This window comes from Microbacterium wangchenii, assembly GCF_004564355.1.
Lineage (GTDB): Bacteria > Actinomycetota > Actinomycetes > Actinomycetales > Microbacteriaceae > Microbacterium > Microbacterium wangchenii.
Window position 1 is genome coordinate 3,504,405 of sequence record NZ_CP038266.1, and the last position, 20,644, is coordinate 3,525,048.

The following is a 20,644-nucleotide window of genomic DNA, read 5'->3' on the forward strand; positions in this document are numbered from 1 at the left end:
CCGGTCAGCCCACGGGCGTCGCGGCGGCGACGACCTGGTCCTCTTCTGTGGCCACGAGCTGGCCGCATGCGCCGTCGATCTCCTTGCCGCGCGTGTCGCGCAGCGTCGTGGGGATCCCGGCCGCGTTGAGCCGGCGGACGAACTCGTTCTGCACCGGCACGTCGGATGCGGTCCAGATCGAGCCGGGCGTCGGGTTGAGGGGGATGGGGTTGACGTGCACCCATCCGCGGCCGCGGGCGTTGAGCTTCTCGGCGAGGAGGTCGGCGCGCCAGCCGTGATCGTTCATGTCCTTGATGAGCGCGTATTCGATCGACACGCGCCGCCCGGTCTTGTCGAAGTACGCGCGAGCGGCGTCGAGGGCCTCGTCGACCTTCCAGCGCGAGTTGACCGGGATCAGTTCGTCGCGCAGTCCGTCGTCGGGCGCGTGCAGCGACAGCGCGAACGTGACGGGGATGTTCTCGTTGGCGAGCTTCGTGATGGCCGGCACGAGACCCACGGTGGAGACCGTGATGCCGCGCGCGCTCATCCCGAGGCCGTGGTCCTTGTCCACCATGACGCGCACGGCCTGCATGACGCGGGCGTAGTTGGCCAGGGGTTCCCCCATGCCCATGAAGACGATGTTCGACACGCGCTCGGGCGCCTGCCCCGGTCCATCGGCGGGGCGACGGCTCTTCCCACCGAGCCCGCCCTCGGCGATCAGGCGGTTGGCGCGCACGATCTGCTCGATGATCTCGGCCGCCGACATGTTGCGCGTGAGGCCCGCCTGCCCGGTGGCGCAGAACGGGCAGTTCATGCCGCATCCGGCCTGGCTCGACACGCACAGCGTGATGCGGCCGGGGTAGCGCATGAGCACCGACTCCACGAGCGCGCCGTCGTGCAGCTTCCACAGGAACTTGATCGTGTCGCCGCTGTCGGTCTCCAGGCGCCGCACCTCGGTGAGCAGCGGTGGCAGCATGCCGGCGACGAGTTCGTCGCGACCGGATGCGGGCAGGTCGGTCATGTGCGCCGGGTCGGAGGTGTAGTGCGTGAAGTAGTGCTTCTCGAGCTGCTTCGCGCGGAAGCCCGGGAGCCCGAGCTCCTGGACCTTGGCCACCCGCTCCGACGGCGTGAGGTCGGCCAGGTGCACGGGCGGCTTGCCGCGCTTGGGGCTGGCGAACTGCAGGAGCGGCCGGCCCTCGGCATCCTTCTTCTGCGACCAGCCTTCTGTGGTGGGGCGCACCTGGCGGGGCTTGGTGGTGCGCACGGGGGGCTGATCGGTCATGGATTCCAGGCTACCGGGGCCGCCTGCACGCAAGCTGTTCTTGCCCCAGCCCGCCGAAAGTGCATCGTCTCGGCGAGAGTGCACCGGATCCGGTGCGGATTCGCCGAGGTGATGCACTCTCCGGATGTGGGTGGGGTGCGCTCAGCGGGAAGGCGAGAGGAGGTGCGTGCGACGGGCGCCGACGGCGAGCAGGAGGGCGCCGGCCGCGACCCAGGCGGCGAGGGTCAGTCCCGCCGCCAGGCCGCCCGCGCCGCCGAAGTACGCGGCGGAGCGGACGAGCGTACCGGCGGCTCCGGGCGGGAGGATCTGTCCGATCGCGCCGAGCCCCGCCGGCAGCCACGCGGCGCCGGTCGCGATGCCGGCGAGGGGATTGCCGACGAACATCATGATCATCGCGCCGATCGTGAAGCCCTTGCCTCCGAACACTTCCTGCAGGCCGGCCAGCGGGAGCGCGAGGCCGGCGATCCCGAGGGCCATGGCCGCGGCGACCGGCCAGAACGCCGTCGTGATGCTGCCGAAGAGGAACATGAGGACGGCGGCCACCACGATGCCGCCCACGGCCGCGAAGGCGAGGATGCCGCCGACGGCCCAGCCGAGGCTGCGCGAGAACACCTTGCGGAAGGCCACCGCCGGCACGATCCCCCCGAACACGAGGGGGAAAGCGAGGCCGCCGATGCCGACCCCCGTCGGATCGGACTCGGGAAGGGGCACGACGTCCTCGATCTCCGCGCTCGTCCCGGCCTTCTCCGCCAGGCTCTGAGCCGTGCCGGAGATGGTCGCCGAGATCGCCGTGGACCCCGCGCCGACCACCAGCGCGTGGACCCCGCCCTCGTCCACGAGGATGCCACCGACCACGTCGCGATCGAGCACCGCGTCGCGCAGGGCGGCCTCCGATGCGAATGCCCGCGTCGTATAAGCGCCGGGGGCCCCCGCATCCAGGCCCTCCTCCACCTGCGTGACGGCGGACGACGGACCGGCGAGACCGATCGGGAGGTTGTGGGCGCCGCTCTTGAGCGACGGCATGATGAACAGCATCAGCAGCGCCACGAGGATGACGCCGAGCCCGGCGGTGAGACCGACCAGGAGAACGGGCTTGGACGGGGTGCGGCGCACCGTTGCGGGAGCGGCGTCGAGGGGGGTGAGGGCGGCCATGGGATCCAGACGGGATAAGTGGAGGTTTAGCCTCCGATTATACGGAGGCTCATCCTCCGATTTCGCTGGGAGTCGCGCCGCGGAGGGTTCCCCGACACGATGGATGCGGAGGTGGAGATGCGCTCGGATGCCGCGAAGCGACGCGCGACGATCCTGCACGAGGCCCGGCGACTGTTCGCCGAGCACGGCGGGTCGGTCGCGCTGGAGGCGATCGCGGAAGCCAGCGGCGTGGGGATCGCCACGCTGTACCGCAACTTCGCCACGCGCGCCGAACTCGCCGACGCGGTGGCCCTGGACATCCTGGCCGACATCCGCGCCGCCGCCGGCGCCGGCCTGGCCGTGGTCGATGACGCAGCGACGGCGGCGTGGGACGACTTCCTCACGCGCCTGGTCGGGCTCGAACTCGGCGCGCTCGCCGACGCCCTCGCCCTGCGCGCACCGGCGGAGCTGACCGCCGCCGTCCGCCAGGCGCAGGACGATGCGCTCGGCGAGGTCGCCGCCCTGCTGGCAGCCGCCCGCGCGAGGGGGATCGTCCGGGCCGAACTGGACCCCGTCGAACTCGTGCTGGCGATCGGCATGATCACGCGGCCGCAGCCTGCCGCCCTCCAGGCCCGCGCCCCACACCTCACCGCGCGCCTGGCCGCGATCTTCGCCGCAGGCTTGCGCGCGTAGCCTGGCGCCGCTGCATCCGGTGGTGCGCCGGCCCCGCCGAAAGTGCATCGACCCGGCGAGAGTGCACCGGATCCGGTGCGGATTCGCCGAGGTGATGCACTCTCGCGGAGGAGGTCAGGCGGATGCTAGGGCGCCGAGGTTCACCAGGGTGCCGTCGGGGTCGCGCATTTGCGCCACCCGCTCGCCCCACGGCATGTCCGTCGGCTCCTGGACGGTGACCGCGCCGGCATCGACCATCCGCGCGAAGGCCGCGTCGACGTCGTCCACGTAGAACCACAGCGCCGCACGATCGCCGGTGGCGTCGGTGGCCGCGGCGTCCCGGCCGATCGCGAGGGTCGCGGCCCCGATCGTGAGCGACACGTACGCGTCGGCGCCGTTGTCATCCGTGAAGCGGTAGCCGACGACGGCATCCATCGCCGCCTCGTAGAACGCCACGAGCCGCGGCAGGTCGCCCGTCAGCAGGATCGGGAACAGCGACTGCACCGCCATGCGCGCCACAGTACTCCCGCCCTCCCGCCCCCGAAAGTGCATCGACCCGGCGAGAGTGCACGGGATTGGGTGCGGATTCGCCGAGGTGATGCACTCTCGGGATGCGGCGGGGGCGGCGGATGCGGCGGGGGCTCAGTCGAGGAAGATGTCGGGGAACAGGGCGCTGTCGGGGGTGCCGGGCACGGCGGCGTAGCGGGCGAAGTCGGTGACACCGGCCTCGGTCAGCACGTCCTCGACGATGAGCGACTGCCCGGTGCGCTCGCGCGAAAGCGTCGTGAGCACCTCGTACGCGGCGTCCGCGTAGATCTCCGGCGTGCGGCTGGCCGCCATGATCCGCTCGCCGCCGAGGATGTTCTGCACCGCGGCGGTCGCGATCGTCGTGCGCGGCCACAGGGTGTTCGCGGCGATGCCGCGGTCGGCGAACTCCTCCGCCATCCCGAGGGTGACCATCGTCATCCCGAACTTCGCGAGGCTGTAGCCGGTGTGGGCCCCCAGCCACTTCGGGGTGGTGTTCAGCGGCGGCGACAGCGACAGGATGTGCGGGTTGGCAGCGTCGGAGAGCATCGGGATCGCCGCCCGGGAGAGCAGGAACGTGCCGCGCACGTTGACGTCCTGCATCAGGTCGTACTTCTTCGTCGCCAGCTCCAGCGAGCCGGACAGGTCGATGACGCTGGCGTTGTTCACGACGATGTCGATGCCGCCGAACTCCCCCTGCGTCTTCAGCACCGCCTCGGTGATGTCGTCCTCGTTGCGCACGTCGCCGACGATGGGCAGCGCCTTACCGCCGGCCTCCTCGATCGCAGCGGCGGAGGTGTGCACGGTGCCCTCCAGGCGCGGATGCGGCGCATCCGTCTTGGCCAGCAGTGCGATGTTCGCGCCGTCCCGGGCCGCCCGCAGGGCGATCGCCAGCCCGATGCCCCGGCTGCCGCCCGACATCAGGATGGTCTTCCCGGCCAGGGTGTTCTCGCTCATGCGATCTCCTTCGCGTGTGACGTGGGGGTGTGCGTGCGCCGACGGCCGGGCGATCTTCAGGCGCGGGGCTTCGAGGATGCGGCGGCGAACGCGGCCACGCGCGCCTTCGCGTCGGCGGTGTCGAAGGCGGCGCCGATCGTGCGGGCCTCGTCGTCGAGGTTCTCGGCGAACGTGCGCTGCGCGCCGGTGCGGACCAGCCGCGCCGCCTGCCCGAAGGCGGCCGTGGCGTTGTCGAGCCAGAAGCGGGCGACCTCCTCCGACCGCGCGGCGACGGACGCGACGGGCACGACCTCGGCGACCAGGCCCCACTCCAGCGCCTCGGCGGCCGACAGCGAGCGGTCCTGCAGCAGCAGCTGCAGCGCCCGGCGCTGCCCGATCGCCGCCGGCAGCAGCGTCGAGACACCCAGGTCGGGGGTGAGCCCGATGTTGGCGTACTTGCTGACGAAGCGGGCCGACTCCGAGGCGACGATGTAGTCGGCGGTGAGCATGAGGCCGAGACCGCCACCGGCGACGGCACCCTGCACGGCGGCCACGACCGGCACGGGAGCTTCGACGAACGTGCGGATGCCCTCATGGATGACGTGCGCCGTCGCGGTCAGGTCGGCGCCGGCGGCACCGGAGGTCGCCATCGCCACGACATCGCCGCCCGCGCAGAAGGCCGGGCCCGCGGCATCCAGGATCACCGCGCCCACACCCGGGGCCGTAGCCGCGCGGGCGGCGTCGCGCCACCGCTCGGCCATCTCGAAGTCCATCGCGTTGAGAGACCCCGGACGGTTCAGCGTCACGCGGGCCAGCCCGCCCTCGATCGAGACCAGGATGCTGTCGCTCATCGTCGTTCCTTCGGTGGGGGCGGTCATCGCGGCGCCATGCGGATCGCGCCGTCGAGGCGGATCGTCTCGCCGTTGAGGTAGCCGTTGTCGACGATCGCGAGCACGAGGCGCGCATACTCGTCGGCTTCGCCCAGGCGCGCGGGGTGCGGCACCTGCTGCCCGAGGGAGTCCTGCGCCGCCTGAGGCAGGTTGCGCAGCATCGGCGTCTCCATGATCCCGGGCGCGATCGTGACGACGCGGATCCCATAGCGGGCGAGCTCCCGGGCGATCGGGAGGGTCATGGCGTGCACGCCGCCCTTGCTCGCCGAGTACGCGGGCTGGCCGATCTGCCCGTCGAAGGCGGCGACGCTCGCGGTGTTGACGATGACGCCGCGGTCACCGCCCTCGTGCACCGGCTCGGTGCGCGACATGACGGCGGAGGCCTGGGCGATGACGTTGTACGTGCCGACGAGGTTGACGCGCACGATCCGCTCGAACGTCTCCAGGGGCGTCGGCACGCCGTCGCGGTCGAGCACCTTTCCCGGCGGCGCGATCCCGGCGCAGTTGACCACGACGCGCAGCGGTCCGGTCTCGGCGGCGACGGCGACCGCCGCCGCCATCTGGTCGGGATCGGTGACGTCGGCCGGAGCGAAACGCCCGCCCAGGTCGGCGGCCACCTCCTCGCCCGGTGAGGAGGGCAGATCGACGATCGTGACGATCGCTCCGGATGCGGCCAGCCGTCGTGCAGTCGCACGCCCCAGGCCGCTCGCGCCGCCGGTGACGAGTGCGCTCGATCCCGCGATGTCCATTCGTGCCTTCCGTTTCGTCGTCGATCAGGAACCGGGTCCCACCCTAGCCGGGACTGAGGATCGACCCTGCGGCGGGCTCGGGGCCTCTCACCCACCCTGCCGTGCCCGGGGCAGGATGGGAAGGTGACGCTGCGCATCGAAGAGGTTCCCGTGGACGATCCCCGGGCGGTGAGCCTGCGGTCGCTTCTGGACGCAGAGCTGCAGAGCCGCTACGGTCCCCTCGTCGCCGGCGAGCCGGCCGAGATCACGGCGGCCCGCGATGCGGCCCTGGCCGTGCATCCCGGCGATGTCGTGGCGACCCTCCTCGCCCTCGATGACAGCGACGGCGGCGACGGCGGCGAGGCTCTCGGCCACGTGATGCTCCGGCGTCTCCGCGAGGAGTGGGAGCTCAAGCGGCTCATCGTGCCGCCGGAGGGACGCCGCCGCGGCATCGGACGCGCCCTCACCGATGCCGTGCTGCAGCGGGCGCGGGCCGGCGGCGCACGCCGGGTCATCCTGCAGACCGGCGCGCCGCAGCCGGAGTCGGTGCGGCTGTACGCCGCCGCCGGCTTCACCCCGATCCCCGTGTACGAGCCGTACGTCGCCACGATGTCGGAGTCGCTGTGCTTCGAGCGCGTGCTCTGAGTCGCCCGCAGCATCCGACGTCAGGAGATATGCCCAAATCAGGCCGATTCGCCGCCGAAAGCGCCTGATTCCGGCGTATCTCCTGAATTCGGGTGCGCCCTCAGCGATCCCGCCGTGGCCGCTTCCTGCCCGTCATGTAGGGCAGCCCCCTCCCCACGGCCGAGAAAGTGCTGGCAAGGCGCGCACCCAGCCCGAGCGCACGCGGTGGCGGGGGCGCCGCATCCAGAGAGCCGACGTCGACGAAATGCGCGCCGATGCTGCCGATGCCCTCCAGCTCGGCGGCGATCTCCTGCCGAGTCTCCCCGAGCGCCGTCTCATCCGTGCGGAAGAGCTCGTCCGTGAGGAGCACGTACTCGGGGATCGTCACATCGTTCTTCAGCAAGCGGTGGACGAGGATGACGTCGATGCCGACGAGCTTGGTCCGGCCCCTGATGCTCTGCGTGGCGACATCGCCCACGTGGGCGACGAACTTCAGCGTGAGGTCGCGCGCCTGCCGGCATCCCCCGCACGGGCACAGGTTGGCCACGACATAGGCGCGTTCGTCATGGAAGGCCCGATGCATCGCCACCGCCACCGCCAGCAGATTCGAGAGAGTGCCGTCCGGTTCTGCGGGACTCGTGCGACGAGCCAAGAACGCGGCGTCGCCCTCGATCTCGATGAGATCGAAGTCGGGCGCCGCACGGATCATGCTCTCGAGCATGCGCGCGGTATTGACCTCGGCGTGCGCCAGGGTCATCCGATGCGCGCCCATGTAGTCGGTGTATCCGCCGATGTCGGCGATCAGCAACGCCGTGCGTGCAGTGGTCACGAGTTACGCTCCTCGGATTCGGGTGGTGACGGCTCTTCGACGACGGGGGCCTCGGGCGGTGTGACAGGGGCGAACCGGGCCAATCGTCCGTCGACGTCCTCGGTGGCCGCTGCCGCGCTGGGACCGTAACCGAGCACGATCCCGCCGAAGCGTTCCGATGTCAGGGACGACAGACGCACCGGCTCGCGGGCGACGACGGTGGCCGTGCGTCGGGTTCGGCGCAGAAGCGCGATCTCACCGAAGCCGTCCCCTCGACGCAGTGTCGCCACCACCCGCCCGTCTCCCACGACGTCCACGGAGCCCGCGCGGATCACGTAGTACCGGTCGCCGGTGTCGCCCTGCCGGAACACCGTCGCACCCTCGGGCAGGTCGACCGGCTCCATCGCGCGGGCGATCTGCTCGATCGCGGGCAGCGGAAGCGGGCGGAGCATCGGCACGTGCTGGAGCAGCTCCACGTCCTCGTCGAGGTCGCCCACCGAGCGGTCGAGGGAACGCAGCCGCCGCCACGCGAGGACGGCGAGCACGGGGCAGAGGGCACCGGTCGTCAGGAGCGCCCCTTGCAGACCCAGCCACGCGATCAGCGCGGAGGCGAGCATGGAGCCCACCCCGATCGACACGGCGACGAGGCTTTCCAGGACTCCGAAGACCCGGGCCATCACATCGTTGGGAGTGAGGCGCCCGATCAGGGTGAATCCGGCGAGGTCGATCAGCGCGTTGCCGACGCCGACGAGGGCGAGCAGCACAAGCGCGGCGGCCTCCCCGGGGAACAGGCCGATGAGGGCGAGCGGCAGTCCCCACAGAGCCACACCCACCGCGAACCAGCCACCCAGCCGAGCGGTGCCCACCAGCAGGGATGCGGCGAGGGACCCCGCGACCGCGCCGACTCCGACCGCGGCCATGAGCGTCCCGGCGCCGGACTCTCCGATGCCGAGCAGCTCGATCGCCACGACGACCGAGAACACCGTCAGGGCTCCCCGCGTGAGCGACTGCGCCGCGGCGAGACCCAGGATGAGACGCAGACCGCCGTTGCGCAGCACCGCACGCAGTCCCTCGGCCGCCTCGGTGAGCAGGTTCCGCCGGGGAGCGGCGGGTCGCGGAGCGGTCTCGTACCGCACGCGGGAGAGCAGAAGCGCCGCCCACAACGAGGCCGCGGCGGCCACGGCGAAGACGGCCGACACGTCTGCGAGGGCGAGGAGGAGGGCGGCGAGGAGGGGTCCGATCAGCGTCGCCACGGAGTCGAGCAGGCCGCGGACCACGTTGGCGCTGGCCAGCTCATGGCCGGTGCGACTCAGGGTGGGAAGCAGGGCCGAATGCGCGGGCCGGAACAGCGTGGCGGCCATGGTCGAGATGACGGCGAGGACATAGACGACGACCACCGGTCCGGAGAGGGCGACCACGGCCGCCGCGCCCCCCGTCGCCGCGCCGCGCAGCAGCGAGACGATCACGAGCACCCGCTCACGCCTGCCGCGGTCGGCGAACGGCGACAGGAGGGGCGCGAGCACTGCTGACGGCAGCATCCGCAGGAGGCCGACGAGTCCGACGGCCAGCGCGCCCCCGTCCACGTACGCCACGATGCCGAGGCCCACGGTGAAGGCCCATTCCGCTGTCCACGCGCCGAGGAACCCCAACTGCGCGCGTCGCAGATTCCGATTGCGCCAATTGCTCGAAAAAGCTTCCGCGGCGTCGCGGAGGTTGTCGCGGGTCCCCACGCCCATGTGCGGACACTATGGCCTTGCTGCGGTCGAGACCAGGGGTACGGCGACACGGGCATGATGGAGCGATGAACCCGGACGCACGGGAGACATGGCAGCAGGCCTTCGCCCCGCCCACCACCACGCCGGTGCCCGCACGCGTGCGCGACCTCGCCGAGGGCGCGGCGCTGGAACCGGTGTGGGAGAACGAGATCGGCGGATTGACGTTTCGCGCGAGGGGGGTCGAGGGCGTCCGGTACATCAAGTACGGCCCCCTCAACGCCGAGACATCGATGGCGGTGGAGGCCGAACGGATGGGGTGGGCGTCGGCCTACACGCCGGTGCCGAGGGTGCTCGCCGTGGGTGCCGACGACGAGCACGAGTGGCTCGTCACCTCGGGCCTTCCCGGCCTGTCGGCCGTCGACCCGCGGTGGACGGCGGAGCCGGCGACGGCGGTGCGGGCGATCGGACGCGGGCTTCGAGCCCTGCACGAGGCTCTTCCCGTCGACGAGTGCCCGTTCGACTGGACCGTGCCCGCCCGCGTGGCGAACGCGGCCGGCCGCGGGATCGTCCTCCCGCCGGCGCTGCGCGAACCTCCGCCGATCGAGCGGCTCGTGGTGTGCCACGGCGATGCGTGCGCACCCAACACCCTCGTCGGCGACGACGGCGCGTGGAGCGGGCACGTCGACCTGGGCGCCCTGGGGGTCGCCGACCGGTGGGCCGACATCGCGGTGGCCGCCATGAGCACGGAGTGGAACTACGGTCCGGGATGGCAGGACGCGCTGGTGGAGGCGTATGGCATCAGCCCGGATCGCGAGCGCCTCGCGTACTACCAGGCGCTGTGGAACGCCACCTGAGGCCGAGCCCTGGCCGGGTCAGGACGGGCCGAGGATGAAGTTCCACGCGCCGGTGAGCACAGCCGCGAGCACCGCGACGGCTGAGATCGCGGCTCCGACGGCGAGGAGCGCGATGTCGCCGGCGCCGAAATGCGATTCCCGCGCCCACGTGCGCCGGCCCGGTGCCCCGAAGCCGCGCGCCTCCATCGCCGTGGCGAGCTTCGAGCCGCGCCGGATGGAGAGGACCAGGAGTGCGAAGGCCATGCCCGCGAACCGCCGGATGCGGCCGCGGTCGGCGACCCCGCGGGCCCGCCGCGCGAGCTCGAGGGCTCGCCAGTCATCCAGGAACAGCCCGACCATGCGCAGGGCCGCGAGCGCGCCGAGCACGAATCGGGCCGGCAGCCGCAGGATCTGCGCGAGCCCGTCCGCCAGATCGGTGGGGTCGACCGTGACGAACAGCACGACGGAGGGCAGCGCGATCGCCAGCACGCGCAGCAGTGTCGCGAGCGCGAGTTCGAGGGAGCCGTCGCTCACGCGCAGCAGGAGCCATTCGACGTGGACCCGGCCCGACGACTCGCCGTACAGTGCGATCGTGACGGCCGTGAGGGGCGCGGCCACCCACACCGGCCACGTGCGCAGCCAGAATTCGCGCCATCGCAGCCCCGCGAACGGCAGGAGCAGGCATTCCAGCGCCAGCGCGACACCCGCTGACACGGCATCCAGCGTCAAGATCAACGGCAGGGCGATGAGCGCGCTGGCGGCGAGCTTGGACAGCGGATTGAGCCGCGCGACCGCGCCCGTGCGCGCGGTGGCGTCCAGGAGGGTCACCGCAGCGCTCCGGCCAGGGCGAACCGACGGGCATGCAGTGCCGTCACGACGTCTTCGTCGTGGGTGACGGTGACCAGTGCCACGCCGTCGTCGCGCACCTCGGCCAGGAGGGCGACGAGCTCTGCCCATGTGCGGGCGTCCTGCCCGAAGGTGGGTTCATCCAGCACGAGGACGCTCGGGCGAGTGGCGAGCGCCGCAGCGACGGTGAGCCGCCGCTTCTCGCCGCCCGACAGCGTGTACGGGTTCGCCGCCGCGAGGGCGGACAGGCGCAGCCGCTCGAGGAGCTCGTCGATGCGGCGTGCGTCGACGGTGCCGAGCGCGGCGGGTCCGACCTCCAGTTCGTCCCGGACGGTGCGGGTGAGCAGCTGGTGCTCGGGGTCTTGGAACACCGTGCCGATCCGCGTCAGGAGCTGCCGCGACGTCCAGCGGATGGGCGACGCGCCGGCACCGTCGGCGAGGGCGGCGGATGCGGCCAGCTCGCCCGACGCGGACGGCAGGAGCCCTGCCAGGGTGAGCCCGAGAGTGGACTTGCCGGCGCCGTTGGGCCCGGTGATGGCCAGCGCCGCTCCCGCCTCCACCGCCAGATCGATCCCGCTCGCGACCGGTTGCCTGCGCACCCGTTCGACACTCAGATCGCGCGCGGTCAGCAGGGCGGGCCCGGGCGCAGCCTTCGGCGGCGCGGGGTGGGCCGGCGGGATGCCGGGGACCCACACGCCCGCTTGGGCCAGCGACTCGCCCTCGTCGGCGAGCACGCGCTCGGGCGATCCGTCGGCGATCACGCCGCCGTCGCCGAGGACGATCACGCGGTCCACGATCGGCAGCCACACGTCCACGCGATGCTCCACGACGACGAGCGTCGCCGGGTGGGCCGCGAGGCTCCGGTCGACGGCGGCGCGCACTTCGGCCACACCGGCGGGGTCGAGGTTCGCGGTCGGCTCGTCCAGCAGGAGCAGGCCTGGCCGCATCGCGATGGCTCCGGCCAGCGCCAGCCGCTGCTTCTGCCCGCCGGAGAGCGCCTTGGTCGGGCGCTGCAGCGGAACGTCCAGGCCCACCGCATCCAGCGCCGCCGTCACGCGCGGCCAGATCTCGTCGCGCGGGACTCCGAGGTTCTCGCATCCGAACGCGACGTCGTCGCCGACGCGGGCGAGGATCACCTGCGAATCCGGATCCTGCAGCACCAGTCCCGCGCGTCCGCGCAGACGCACCGCCGGAACGCCGTCCAGCAGCAGCTCGCCACGGGATTCGCCCTCCTCCTCGCCGCCGAGCACGCCGGCCAGCCCCGCGAGCAGCGTGGACTTGCCCGAGCCGGAGATGCCGAGGAGCAGCACACGCTCCCCCGGCGCGATGCGCAGCGAGACCTCGCGCAGCGCCCACGCCCGACGCGAGGCGTGCCGCCAGCCCCAACCGCGGGCGACGACCTCTGCCGGCCGCTCCACCGGGCTCAGACGCGCACGCGGGCGGATCGGCCCGCGGCGAAGCGGTCCAGCGCGCCGGTGGCGGCCAGCCCCCGGGCCAGCAGCCACGCGAGGCCGCCGGCGAGCACGGCACCGGAAACGGCCGTACTGACGAGGTAGACGACGGTGAACGCGGTGTCGGCGCCGGCGTACCACAACACGAGGTTGTTGATCCCGCCCGCGAGGGCTGCGCCGACGCCGGCGAGCACCGCGACGCCGAGGTTCCAGCGGCGGTAGAAGAACAGCAGGAACACCAGTTCGGCGCCGAGTCCCTGGACCAGGCCCGCCTCGATCGTGAGGAAGCCGCCCCACTGGTTGCCCATCAGCGCGGACACGACCGCGGCGAGGGTCTCGGTGTAGATCGCCGCGCCGGGTTTGCGGATGATGAGTGCCCCGAGCACACCGGCGAGCAGCCAGGGCCCGTCGAGAAGGCCCTGCACGCCGGGCAGGAGCGGTTCGAGCAGCGCTTTGGGGCCGAGGTACCCGATGTTCCAGAGCAGGAAGATGAGGCCCGACGCGACGCCGAGGACGCTCGCCACGACGATGTCGATGACGCGCCAGCGGAAGCGGTGCGTCCCGGTGGCGGTTCCGGTGGGCGCGGATGTGGACGTGGAAATGTTCATTTCGCTCCTCCCTGCGCTGGCATGACCCAGATCAGGTTCGACGGTCGAAGCGTGGATCGCTTCCTCTCAGCCCGGCTCACCGGACTCCCGTGGTTGTCGCGCCCGAGTATAGCGCCGAGGGAGGCTAAATTAGCCGGGTGACCACGGACGCGCCTCCCCCGACCCGGCGGGCGCTGCGGCGTGGCGACGGGGACGCCGACGGCGCCGCCCCGGACGCCGACGGCGCGGCCCCGGACGCGGCCGCCGACGCAGACGTGGCCCCGGAGGAGGACGCGGATCCGGGCGTGCTCGTGCTGCAGCAGCCGGCCGACCCGCCGGTCGCGGCGGAGACCTCCGGGCCGGTGGCGCTGGGCTGGGTGGACGAGGAGCGCATCACCCTGCCGGCCCCGGTGACCGGGCCGGCGGAGAGCGCACCGGATTCCGCACCGGACCTGCTCGCCGGCGTCCGCCGGCGCTCACCCTGGCGCCCGGGCGTTCTCGTCCCCACCGCATTCCTGGTCCTGGTCACGATGGCGTACGCCGCGATCACGCTGCTGTGGCCGCTGCACGCGATCCCGCCCCGCATCGAAGCCGTCGCGGTGCAGACGGCCCCCGCCCCCGCCGCAGCCCCCGCCTGGCCCGGGCAGGGCAGCGCGGCGATCTCGGTGGCCGGTATCGACGGGGCGCAGGCCTCCAGCGGGGACGCGGTATCCATCGCCAGCATCACGAAGGTCGTCACGGCGCTGCTGGTGCTGGATCGGATGCCGCTGGCGGTGGGTGAGAGCGGCCCCGAGTACCGGTTCTCCGCGGCCGACCGTGCGCGGTACTGGCAGTACCGCGCGAACGGCGAGTCGGCGCTGGATGTGCCCGTGGGCGGCAGCCTCACGCAGTACCAGATGCTCGAGGGGATGCTCATCGGCTCGGCCAACAACTACGCCGACCGCCTCGCGGCCGATCTCTGGCCCTCGGACGAGGTGTTCGGCGCGGCCGCCCGCTCGTGGCTGGCCACGCAGGGCATCCCCGGCATCACGATCGTCGACCCCACCGGCATCGAGGCGGGGAACACCGCCAGCCCGGAGGCGCTGCTGACCCTGGCCGCCCGGGCGATGCGCCACCCCGTGATCTCCGACATCGTGCGGAAGCAGTCCGTCGAACTGCCGGGGGCGGGAAGCGTGACCAACTCCAACCCGCTTCTCCTGGACCCCGGGATGGTCGGCATCAAGACCGGCACGCTGGATTCCTACAACCTCCTCTCGGCCAAGGACGTCGTCCTGGGCGAGACGACAGTGCGCCTGTACGCCGCCGTGCTGGGGCAGCCCGACACCACGGCGCGCGACGACGCGACGCGTGCGCTGTTCACGCAGGTGGAGGACGAGCTGCGACTGCGTCCGTCGGTGACGGCCGGCACGGTCGCCGGCCGGGTGATGACCCGCTGGGGCGAATCCTCGGATGTGGTCACCGCATCGGATGCCTCGGTGATCCTGTGGAACGGCATCGCCGCCACGGCCGCGTCCGAGTTCGACCTCGGCGACCGGGAGAGCGAGGGCGACGCCGTGGGCACGCTGTCGGTGGCGGGGCCGCTGGACAGCACGACGGTCGAGCTGCAGCTGGCCTCGGATCTGGAGGGACCGACCGCCTGGTGGCGGCTGACCCATCCGCTGGACCTGCTGGGCCTGAACGGCTGACGCGGCCTCAGAAGGGCCAGATGAGGGGCACGTAGAGCACCGCGAAGGCCACGAACACCACAGCCAGGGGCAGCCCGAGCCGCCAGTAGTCGCCGAATCGGTAGCCGCCCGGCTCCAGCACCATGAGGTTCGCGGGCGTGGCGACGGGGGTCAGGAACGCGGCGGCCCCGGCCACCGCCAGGCCCACGATGAACGGCAGGGCGCTGACCTCCAGCGTCGCGGCGATGGAGACGGCCACCGGCGCGACCACCAGCACGGTCGCCACGTTGGAGATGAACTGTCCCAGGACGACCGTGACCAGGCACACCACCAGCAGCGCCAGGTGGGGCGAGGCGGTCCCCACCAGCCCCAGCACGAGGTCGGCGAGCGCGTCGGCGGCGCCGCTGTCCAGGACGGCGTTGGACAACGGGATCATGCCCGCGATGAGGATGATCGTCGTCCACGAGATGCTGTGGTAGGCCTCATCGGCGGGCAGCACGCGCGTGAGCAAGATGGCCGCGGCGGCGAGCAGGCCGGCCACCGCCGGCGGAACGAGCCCCGTGGCCAGCAGCACGACCATGACACCCGCGATGATCAGCGTGCGCCGTGCGCCGCGTCCGAGGCCGCCGGCGGCGCGGGGCACGCGGGTGGCACCCGTGCGCACGGTCTCCGGGACCAGCGCGAGGTTCTCCTCCTCACGCTCGGTGAGCGGGACGTGCGGTCCCGGGCCGTGGGCGGGGAGGGCGCGGGGAGCCCACACGAGCATGACCAGTGCGCTGACGATCAGGAGCGGCCCGCCCACGAGGGCGAACTCGACGAAGCCGATCGGACGCCCGACCGCCTCCTCGGCGAGTTCGGAGGCCACGACGTTCACGGGTGTGCCGGTGAGGGTGAGCAGCGATCCGGCCGATCCTGCGAAGGCCAGCGGGATCATCAGCTGCGACACCGGGATGCCCGACCGCCGCGCGACGACGGCGGCCACCGGCACGAGCGCGGCCACCGCCCCGTTGATGCTGATCAGCGAGGTCAGCAGGGCGGCGACCCCGATGATCCAGATCGTCACCGGCCCCCGCCGGCTGCCGGCCCGCGCCACGATGAAGCCCCCCGCCCAGCGCGTCACGCCCGTGGCATCCAGTGCCCCCGCCACCACGAACAGGCTCGCGATGAACAGCACCGTGGGGTCCCCGAAGCCTGCGAGCACCTCCGGGAGGGTGAGCACCCCGGTGGCCCACAGTGCCAGCGCGACGCCGATGGCGATGACCTCCAGCGGGATGCGTCCCGACAAAAAGGCCAGGATCGCCGCGGCGAGGATCAGGAGCGTCGCGAGAAGGGGATCCACGCCCCCACGCTAACCCGCACGGGCGGAATTCAGACGTGCCGTACGCGCTGCTGCAGCCGGGTGCGGATGTCGAACAGCTCCGTCCCGCCGATCTCGCGGGCGCCGGCGACCCCCTGCCGCAGCACCGTGGACAGCGCACTGCGGGCGGCGACGGCCACCGGGGTGCCGCGGACCTTCCCGAGCTGGGTGATCGCGTCGAGGGTGTCGCCGTCGGGCAGGACGACGATGGCGCCGCTGAAGCGCACGCCGGCCGACCGTGCGATAACGCGCAGCCTGCTGACCAGGTCGGTGACCGGGGCTCCGACGACGTGGGGCCCGACGATCTCGCCGCGGCGGAAGCCCACGGGGCCTCCGAAGTCCTCCGAGAGCACGGCGTACAGGCCGCTGGGCCCGAGCACGACGTGGTCGATCTTGTCGTCGGGAACGCCGTCGCGGGATGCGGCGACGTCATGCCACACGGTGTACCCCATCCCCAGGTCGGCCACGACGCGGGCCGTGGCCTCTTCGGCGAGCGCATCGGCGAGGAGGCGCCGCAGGTCGTGCGGGGCGGAGCGGACGAGCTGCGGATCGTACGGGTCAGCGAGGTCCACGCCGCGTCCGACCCACTCGCGGATCAGCGTCAGGTACCGCTCGCGGCGCCAGCCGCCGGGCTGGCCGTAGGAGCGGGCCCGCGGGCGGGTGTCGGGCCGCGGGGACGCGGGCGCCTGCGGCCCGGCCCACTCCGCGCTCGAGGATCCCCGGCCGCGGTCGTACGCCGCGCGGGCCTCGGGGGTGCCGATCAGCTCCCACGCCCGCTGCACCTGGATGAACACGGCCGCGTCGCCCCCCGCGTCGGGGTGGCTCTGCCGGAGGCGGAGACGGTACGCGCGGCGGAGCGCCTCGTCGTCGGCCTCGGCTCCCACGCCGAGCACCTCGTACGCCGACGCGGATACGGGACTGTCGAACACGTCTGTCAGGCTAATCCGCAGCGGATGTGGGTCGGCTGTCCGTTCGCTCTGGGCGCGCCCACTGCGTGCGCCGGCTCACGACTCCCACAGGGGCAGGGCGGGCGCGTGGGCGAACGCCTCCGCCACCGAATCCGGCGACGCCTCGCTCTGCCAGCGGGGTGAGCGGTCCTTGTCGACCACCTGCGCGCGGATGCCCTCGACCAGATCGGGCTGCGTCGTGACGAACCACATCACCAGGGCGTACTCCTGCGCCAGCGCCGCCCGGAGATCGGGCAGCTCCCGCGCGCGGCGGACGGCCTGCAGGGTCACGGCGAGCGAGGTGGGCGACAGCGCGGCGAGCGTATCGGCCGCCGCGGCGGCCTCGGGCTCAGACCTGGCCCGGAGGCGGCCGACGATCTCGGCCACCGTGCTGCCGGCGAACGCGTCGTCGATCCACTCGCGCGCCTGGGCGAGACCGGACGGGCGCGGTGTGTCATCGAAGAGCAGGACGAGCTCGGCGGGGTCGGTGCCGTCCGCGTCCGCCCCGAGCGCGTCGCGCAGCGCCCCCAGGCGCGTGGTGGGCACGAGGTGGTCGGCGAAGCCGGCGTAGATCGCGTCGGCCGCATCCATCGACGCCCCGGTGAGGGCGAGGTACTCCCCGAGACGGCCGGGGGCGCGGGCGAGGAGCCAGGATCCGCCGACGTCGGGGGTGAACCCGATGCGGGTCTCCGGCATCGCCAATCGGGAGCGCTCGGTGACCACGCGCAGCGCCGCGTGACCGGTGAGGCCGATGCCCCCGCCCATCGTGATGCCGTCGGCGATGCTGACCACGGGAACGACCGAGGTGGCGATCGCGGAGTTCAGGCGGTACTCGTCCCGGAAGAACCGGGACGTGTCGGCCGTGTTCCCGGCGACGATCTGCTCATACAGCTGCCGGATATCCCCGCCCGCGCAGAAACCGCGATCGCCGGCCCCGTCCAGCAGGACCGCGTCGACGTCGGGGGTGTCCTGCCATCCGGCCAGCGCGGTGGCGAGGTGCTGGATCATGGCGTGGCTGAGCGCGTTGAGCGCTTTCGGGCGGTTCAGCGTCAGCCGTCCGAGACGGCCGCCGACTCGTACGAGGACGTCAGCGTCCCCCTCATCCGTCATGTTCCCCACGCCGCCACGTTACCGGCCGACACGTCCGGGCGGCGTGAGCTCCCGCGGAATCCCGCGATATCCGGGAAGATAGGGGGAATCGCACAACGACGAGAGGTTCGGCATGCCCGAAGGACAGGTGCTGGAGTTCTCCGGCGTCACCAAGCGCTTCGGCCCCGTCACCGCCGTCACGGATCTGTCCGCACGCGTCGAGCCGGGGCTCGTCACCGGCTTCCTCGGCCCCAACGGCGCCGGGAAGACCACGACCCTGCGCATCCTGCTGGGCCTCGTGCGTGCGAGCGAGGGCACCGCGACGATCGGCGGCGTGCCCTACGCCAAGCTCGCCACCCCCCTGCAGTCCGTCGGCGCGGTGCTGGAGGCCTCGAGCTTCCATCCCGGTCGCACGGCCGCCAATCACCTCCTCGTGTACGCCCGGGCGGCGGGCATCCCCCGCGCCCGCGTCGACGAGGTGCTGGGCCTCGTGGGCCTCTCGGATGCCGCGGGCCGCAAGGTCGGCGGATTCTCCCTCGGCATGCGCCAGCGGCTGGGGCTCGCGTACGCGCTCCTCGGCGACCCGGGCGTGCTCGTCCTGGACGAGCCGTCCAACGGCCTGGACCCCGAGGGCATCCGGTGGATGCGCGGACTGCTGCGCGCCCTCGCCGCGGAGGGACGCACGGTCCTGGTCTCCTCCCACATGCTCGGCGAGGTGCAGCAGACCGTGGACGCGCTGCTGATCATCGCGAAGGGACGCCTGGTCTTCCAGGGCGGCATCGAAGACCTCGCCGAGGCATCCGATCAGGCCACCGTGGTCGACGCCGCCGACCGGGCCGCCCTGGAGGCGGCGCTGACGGCAGCCGGGCACTCGTTCGAGGTGCTGCGCAACGGCCTGACCGTGCGCACGGCCGAACCCGTCGAGGTGGGCGCGGTGGCGCAGGCGGCCGGGATCGCACTGTCGAGCCTGCAGCGCCGCGGCGCGACCCTCGAGGACGTGTTCCTCGAACTCGTCAGCGGCGAGCGCGTGCACGTGAGCGCCGGTGGAGCGGTGCCGCCGCCTGTGGCAGCCGAGGCCGCCGAGTTGAGGCCCGAGGCGCAGGCCGAGATCGAGCCGGAGCCACAGCCCGAGGCCGAACCGGCGCCGGAAGCAGAACCGGACGCGGAGCCGCCCCACGGCGGCGGCGACGAACCTCCCGCGGCCGCCGCATCCTTCGCCGTGGCAGCCACGGGCGTCATCGACATCGTGCTCCCCGCCCGCGACGACGACCACGTCGCCGATCGTGAGCGCTACCACTCCGAGGGGGGACAGCGATGAGCCTCGTCACGGCGAGCCGATCCGAGCTCACGAAGCAGTTCACGACCGCGATCTGGTGGATCCTCGGGCTCGTCCTGGTGATCTACGTCGGCCTGACCGCCGCGGGATTCGCCCTGTTGCTCACCTCCCTCGCCACCGGCGCGCTGGGCGGCACGGAGACGCCGCTGGTCCCCTCGGACTCCCTGCCCTCGGTGATCTACAGCACCGCCACCTCGTTCGGGTACGTCTTCCCACTGCTGGTGGGCACGCTCATGGTGACCACCGAGTTCCGGCACAAGACCCTCACCCCCACGTTCCTCGCCGTCCCCCGTCGCGGTGTCGCGCTCGCCGCGAAGGTCGTCATCGGCGTGGTGATGGGGCTCGTGTTCGGCGTGCTCGGGCTCGTCGCCACCGTCGGCCCGGGCGCCGTGATCCTCGCCGCGTCCGGCCTGGAGACCGGCCTGGCGTCGTCGGACACGTGGGCGCTGGCCGGGCGGATGCTCCTGGCCTTCGTGCTGTGGACCCTCGTCGGCATCGGCGTGGGGTCGGTCGTGCGCAACCAGGTCGTGGCCATCGTGATCGTGCTGGCCTTCACGCAGTTCATCGAACCGCTCGTGCGCCTGGCCGGCGGATTCGTCGAAGGCCTCCAGCCGGTGATCAACGCGCTCCCGGGGGCCGCCGGCGACGCCCTCGTGGGAGCCAGTGCGTTCTCGCTCGGCATGCCCACGGCGACTGATCCGCTGTCGTGGTGGGGCGGCGGCCTGGTGCTGCTCGCCTACGCGCTGGTGTTCGTCGTCCTGGGACAGTTCACCAGCTGGCGGCGCGACGTCAACTGACGCCGGGGGCCACGATCGGGCGGCGCGGACGCACCTTCGGCTTGCCCTTCACGCGCTGGGCCAGCACGGCGACGTCTTCGGGCTCGTCGGCGACCTCCAGCCGCAGCGCACGCATCAGCGCCACACCGTGCCGGGTCGTCAGGATGAGCCGTTCGAACTCCTCGTGGCCGGACAGGTCGATCACCACGCCGGGGCGGCGACGGCGGATGAGGGCGAAATCCACCCCGAAGGCCGACTTCCACGACCCCATCGCGACCGCCGACGGCAGGTAGGTGCCGGGGCTGGGCACGCCGCGCAGCCACGTCCACGCATCGTCGGTCAGCTGCGCCTTCACCATCTGCTCACGCGGCACGACGATGTTGCGCCGGCGGAACGACAGCGCACGCTCGACGGTCGAGAGCACGACCTCGAGCTGCGTCGAGTCCAGCAGCAGCGTCACCATGCAGA

At 72.5% G+C, this 20,644-nt stretch carries 21 protein-coding genes and 1 riboswitch; of the genes, 6 read left to right on the top strand and 15 right to left on the bottom strand.

Features of this window, described 5'->3' with window-relative positions; all coding sequences use genetic code 11:
• Window positions 1-4: 4 nt before the first annotated feature.
• Together rlmN and E4K62_RS17015 are read right to left on the bottom strand one after the other, a co-directional pair.
• Window positions 5-1,261 carry a dual-specificity RNA methyltransferase RlmN gene (gene rlmN / locus E4K62_RS17010; RefSeq protein ID WP_135069793.1) on the bottom strand — a complete coding sequence of 419 codons (1,257 nt, stop codon included), beginning with the start codon at window positions 1,259-1,261 and terminating at the stop codon, window positions 5-7.
• A 141-nt stretch (window positions 1,262-1,402) separates the two neighbouring features.
• A complete protein-coding gene (locus tag E4K62_RS17015) occupies window positions 1,403-2,413 on the bottom strand; it encodes a GumC domain-containing protein (protein ID WP_135069796.1) in 1,011 nt (336 codons plus the stop codon).
• 99 nt (window positions 2,414-2,512) lie between these two features.
• Between E4K62_RS17015 and E4K62_RS17020 the strand changes: the two genes are divergently transcribed.
• A complete protein-coding gene (locus E4K62_RS17020) occupies window positions 2,513-3,085 on the top strand; it encodes a TetR/AcrR family transcriptional regulator (protein ID WP_205805818.1) in 573 nt (190 codons plus the stop codon).
• 114 nt (window positions 3,086-3,199) lie between these two features.
• Here E4K62_RS17020 and E4K62_RS17025 read toward each other — a convergent pair whose 3' ends face one another.
• The 4 genes from E4K62_RS17025 to E4K62_RS17040 form a co-directional block, all read right to left on the bottom strand.
• Entirely contained in the window at window positions 3,200-3,574 is a 375-nt protein-coding gene (locus E4K62_RS17025) for a VOC family protein (RefSeq protein WP_135069799.1), read from the bottom strand.
• Between the two features lie 132 nt (window positions 3,575-3,706).
• Window positions 3,707-4,546 carry an SDR family oxidoreductase gene (locus E4K62_RS17030; RefSeq protein WP_135069802.1) on the bottom strand — a complete coding sequence of 280 codons (840 nt, stop codon included), beginning with the start codon at window positions 4,544-4,546 and terminating at the stop codon, window positions 3,707-3,709.
• A gap of 56 nt (window positions 4,547-4,602) precedes the next feature.
• Complete coding sequence (locus E4K62_RS17035) at window positions 4,603-5,376, bottom strand: enoyl-CoA hydratase/isomerase family protein (RefSeq protein ID WP_135069805.1); 774 nt, start codon at window positions 5,374-5,376, stop codon at window positions 4,603-4,605.
• 23 nt (window positions 5,377-5,399) lie between these two features.
• On the bottom strand, window positions 5,400-6,164 hold the full coding sequence (locus E4K62_RS17040; RefSeq protein ID WP_135069808.1) for an SDR family NAD(P)-dependent oxidoreductase: 765 nt from the start codon (window positions 6,162-6,164) through the stop codon (window positions 5,400-5,402).
• 123 nt (window positions 6,165-6,287) lie between these two features.
• Between E4K62_RS17040 and E4K62_RS17045 the strand changes: the two genes are divergently transcribed.
• Window positions 6,288-6,788, top strand: coding sequence for a GNAT family N-acetyltransferase (locus E4K62_RS17045; RefSeq protein ID WP_135069811.1), 501 nt, complete (start codon window positions 6,288-6,290; stop codon window positions 6,786-6,788).
• 100 nt (window positions 6,789-6,888) lie between these two features.
• Here E4K62_RS17045 and E4K62_RS17050 read toward each other — a convergent pair whose 3' ends face one another.
• Together E4K62_RS17050 and E4K62_RS17055 are read right to left on the bottom strand one after the other, a co-directional pair.
• Window positions 6,889-7,596, bottom strand: a complete 708-nt coding sequence (locus tag E4K62_RS17050) for a DUF2652 domain-containing protein (RefSeq protein WP_135069815.1) — start codon at window positions 7,594-7,596, stop codon at window positions 6,889-6,891.
• Entirely contained in the window at window positions 7,593-9,311 is a 1,719-nt protein-coding gene (locus E4K62_RS17055; protein WP_135069819.1) for an MFS transporter, read from the bottom strand. The genes E4K62_RS17050 and E4K62_RS17055 overlap by 4 nt, the downstream gene beginning before the upstream one ends.
• Before the next feature lie 65 nt (window positions 9,312-9,376).
• Here E4K62_RS17055 and E4K62_RS17060 point away from each other — a divergent pair, with 65 nt between their 5' ends.
• Window positions 9,377-10,144: an aminoglycoside 3'-phosphotransferase gene (locus E4K62_RS17060; RefSeq protein ID WP_135069822.1), complete on the top strand. Its 768-nt coding sequence runs from the start codon at window positions 9,377-9,379 to the stop codon at window positions 10,142-10,144.
• An 18-nt stretch (window positions 10,145-10,162) separates the two neighbouring features.
• Here E4K62_RS17060 and E4K62_RS17065 read toward each other — a convergent pair whose 3' ends face one another.
• The 3 genes from E4K62_RS17065 to E4K62_RS17075 all read right to left on the bottom strand — a co-directional run bounded on the left by E4K62_RS17065 (window position 10,163) and on the right by E4K62_RS17075 (window position 13,028).
• Complete coding sequence (locus E4K62_RS17065) at window positions 10,163-10,951, bottom strand: energy-coupling factor transporter transmembrane component T family protein (RefSeq protein WP_135069826.1); 789 nt, start codon at window positions 10,949-10,951, stop codon at window positions 10,163-10,165.
• Window positions 10,948-12,387 carry an ABC transporter ATP-binding protein gene (locus E4K62_RS17070; RefSeq protein ID WP_374108120.1) on the bottom strand — a complete coding sequence of 480 codons (1,440 nt, stop codon included), beginning with the start codon at window positions 12,385-12,387 and terminating at the stop codon, window positions 10,948-10,950. Before E4K62_RS17070 ends, E4K62_RS17065 begins: the two co-directional genes overlap by 4 nt.
• Before the next feature lie 5 nt (window positions 12,388-12,392).
• Entirely contained in the window at window positions 12,393-13,028 is a 636-nt protein-coding gene (locus E4K62_RS17075) for an ECF transporter S component (RefSeq protein ID WP_135069829.1), read from the bottom strand.
• Window positions 13,020-13,129: riboswitch (TPP riboswitch) on the bottom strand. (Overlaps the previous gene by 9 nt.)
• Window positions 13,130-13,165: 36 nt before the next feature.
• Between E4K62_RS17075 and E4K62_RS17080 the strand changes: the two genes are divergently transcribed.
• The gene (locus E4K62_RS17080; protein ID WP_240742743.1) at window positions 13,166-14,692 is read left to right on the top strand and encodes a D-alanyl-D-alanine carboxypeptidase family protein; all 1,527 of its coding nucleotides are present in this window, start codon (window positions 13,166-13,168) and stop codon (window positions 14,690-14,692) included.
• Between the two features lie 7 nt (window positions 14,693-14,699).
• On the opposite strand, the gene E4K62_RS17085 is transcribed toward E4K62_RS17080, so the two are convergent.
• The 3 genes from E4K62_RS17085 to E4K62_RS17095 form a co-directional block, all read right to left on the bottom strand.
• Window positions 14,700-16,010, bottom strand: coding sequence for an SLC13 family permease (locus tag E4K62_RS17085; RefSeq protein ID WP_135069832.1), 1,311 nt, complete (start codon window positions 16,008-16,010; stop codon window positions 14,700-14,702).
• A 29-nt stretch (window positions 16,011-16,039) separates the two neighbouring features.
• Window positions 16,040-16,957: a J domain-containing protein gene (locus E4K62_RS17090; RefSeq protein ID WP_135069835.1), complete on the bottom strand. Its 918-nt coding sequence runs from the start codon at window positions 16,955-16,957 to the stop codon at window positions 16,040-16,042.
• Between the two features lie 75 nt (window positions 16,958-17,032).
• Complete coding sequence (locus E4K62_RS17095; RefSeq protein ID WP_135071560.1) at window positions 17,033-18,085, bottom strand: enoyl-CoA hydratase/isomerase family protein; 1,053 nt, start codon at window positions 18,083-18,085, stop codon at window positions 17,033-17,035.
• 112 nt (window positions 18,086-18,197) lie between these two features.
• Here E4K62_RS17095 and E4K62_RS17100 point away from each other — a divergent pair, with 112 nt between their 5' ends.
• Window positions 18,198-19,382, top strand: coding sequence for an ABC transporter ATP-binding protein (locus E4K62_RS17100; RefSeq protein ID WP_135069838.1), 1,185 nt, complete (start codon window positions 18,198-18,200; stop codon window positions 19,380-19,382).
• Window positions 19,379-20,197, top strand: a complete 819-nt coding sequence (locus tag E4K62_RS17105; protein WP_135069844.1) for an ABC transporter permease — start codon at window positions 19,379-19,381, stop codon at window positions 20,195-20,197. Before E4K62_RS17100 ends, E4K62_RS17105 begins: the two co-directional genes overlap by 4 nt.
• Here E4K62_RS17105 and E4K62_RS17110 read toward each other — a convergent pair.
• Window positions 20,190-20,639 carry a hypothetical protein gene (locus tag E4K62_RS17110; protein WP_240742744.1) on the bottom strand — a complete coding sequence of 150 codons (450 nt, stop codon included), beginning with the start codon at window positions 20,637-20,639 and terminating at the stop codon, window positions 20,190-20,192. The genes E4K62_RS17105 and E4K62_RS17110 overlap by 8 nt on opposite strands.
• Window positions 20,640-20,644: the final 5 nt, after the last annotated feature.

Bases quoted from the DNA above. Each gene is read 5' to 3' on its own strand.
- E4K62_RS17030 (WP_135069802.1), bottom strand. From the start codon at position 4,546: ATGAGCGAGAACACCCTGGCCGGGAAGACCATCCTGATGTCGGGCGGC.
- E4K62_RS17105 (WP_135069844.1), top strand. From the start codon at position 19,379: ATGAGCCTCGTCACGGCGAGCCGATCCGAGCTCACGAAGCAGTTCACG.
- E4K62_RS17025 (WP_135069799.1), bottom strand. From the start codon at position 3,574: ATGGCGGTGCAGTCGCTGTTCCCGATCCTGCTGACGGGCGACCTGCCG.
- rlmN (WP_135069793.1), bottom strand. From the start codon at position 1,261: ATGACCGATCAGCCCCCCGTGCGCACCACCAAGCCCCGCCAGGTGCGC.
- E4K62_RS17035 (WP_135069805.1), bottom strand. From the start codon at position 5,376: ATGAGCGACAGCATCCTGGTCTCGATCGAGGGCGGGCTGGCCCGCGTG.
- E4K62_RS17100 (WP_135069838.1), top strand. From the start codon at position 18,198: ATGCCCGAAGGACAGGTGCTGGAGTTCTCCGGCGTCACCAAGCGCTTC.
- E4K62_RS17015 (WP_135069796.1), bottom strand. From the start codon at position 2,413: ATGGCCGCCCTCACCCCCCTCGACGCCGCTCCCGCAACGGTGCGCCGC.
- E4K62_RS17110 (WP_240742744.1), bottom strand. From the start codon at position 20,639: ATGGTGACGCTGCTGCTGGACTCGACGCAGCTCGAGGTCGTGCTCTCG.
- E4K62_RS17040 (WP_135069808.1), bottom strand. From the start codon at position 6,164: ATGGACATCGCGGGATCGAGCGCACTCGTCACCGGCGGCGCGAGCGGC.
- E4K62_RS17060 (WP_135069822.1), top strand. From the start codon at position 9,377: ATGAACCCGGACGCACGGGAGACATGGCAGCAGGCCTTCGCCCCGCCC.
- E4K62_RS17020 (WP_205805818.1), top strand. From the start codon at position 2,513: ATGGATGCGGAGGTGGAGATGCGCTCGGATGCCGCGAAGCGACGCGCG.
- E4K62_RS17055 (WP_135069819.1), bottom strand. From the start codon at position 9,311: ATGGGCGTGGGGACCCGCGACAACCTCCGCGACGCCGCGGAAGCTTTT.
- E4K62_RS17075 (WP_135069829.1), bottom strand. From the start codon at position 13,028: ATGAACATTTCCACGTCCACATCCGCGCCCACCGGAACCGCCACCGGG.
- E4K62_RS17095 (WP_135071560.1), bottom strand. From the start codon at position 18,085: ATGACGGATGAGGGGGACGCTGACGTCCTCGTACGAGTCGGCGGCCGT.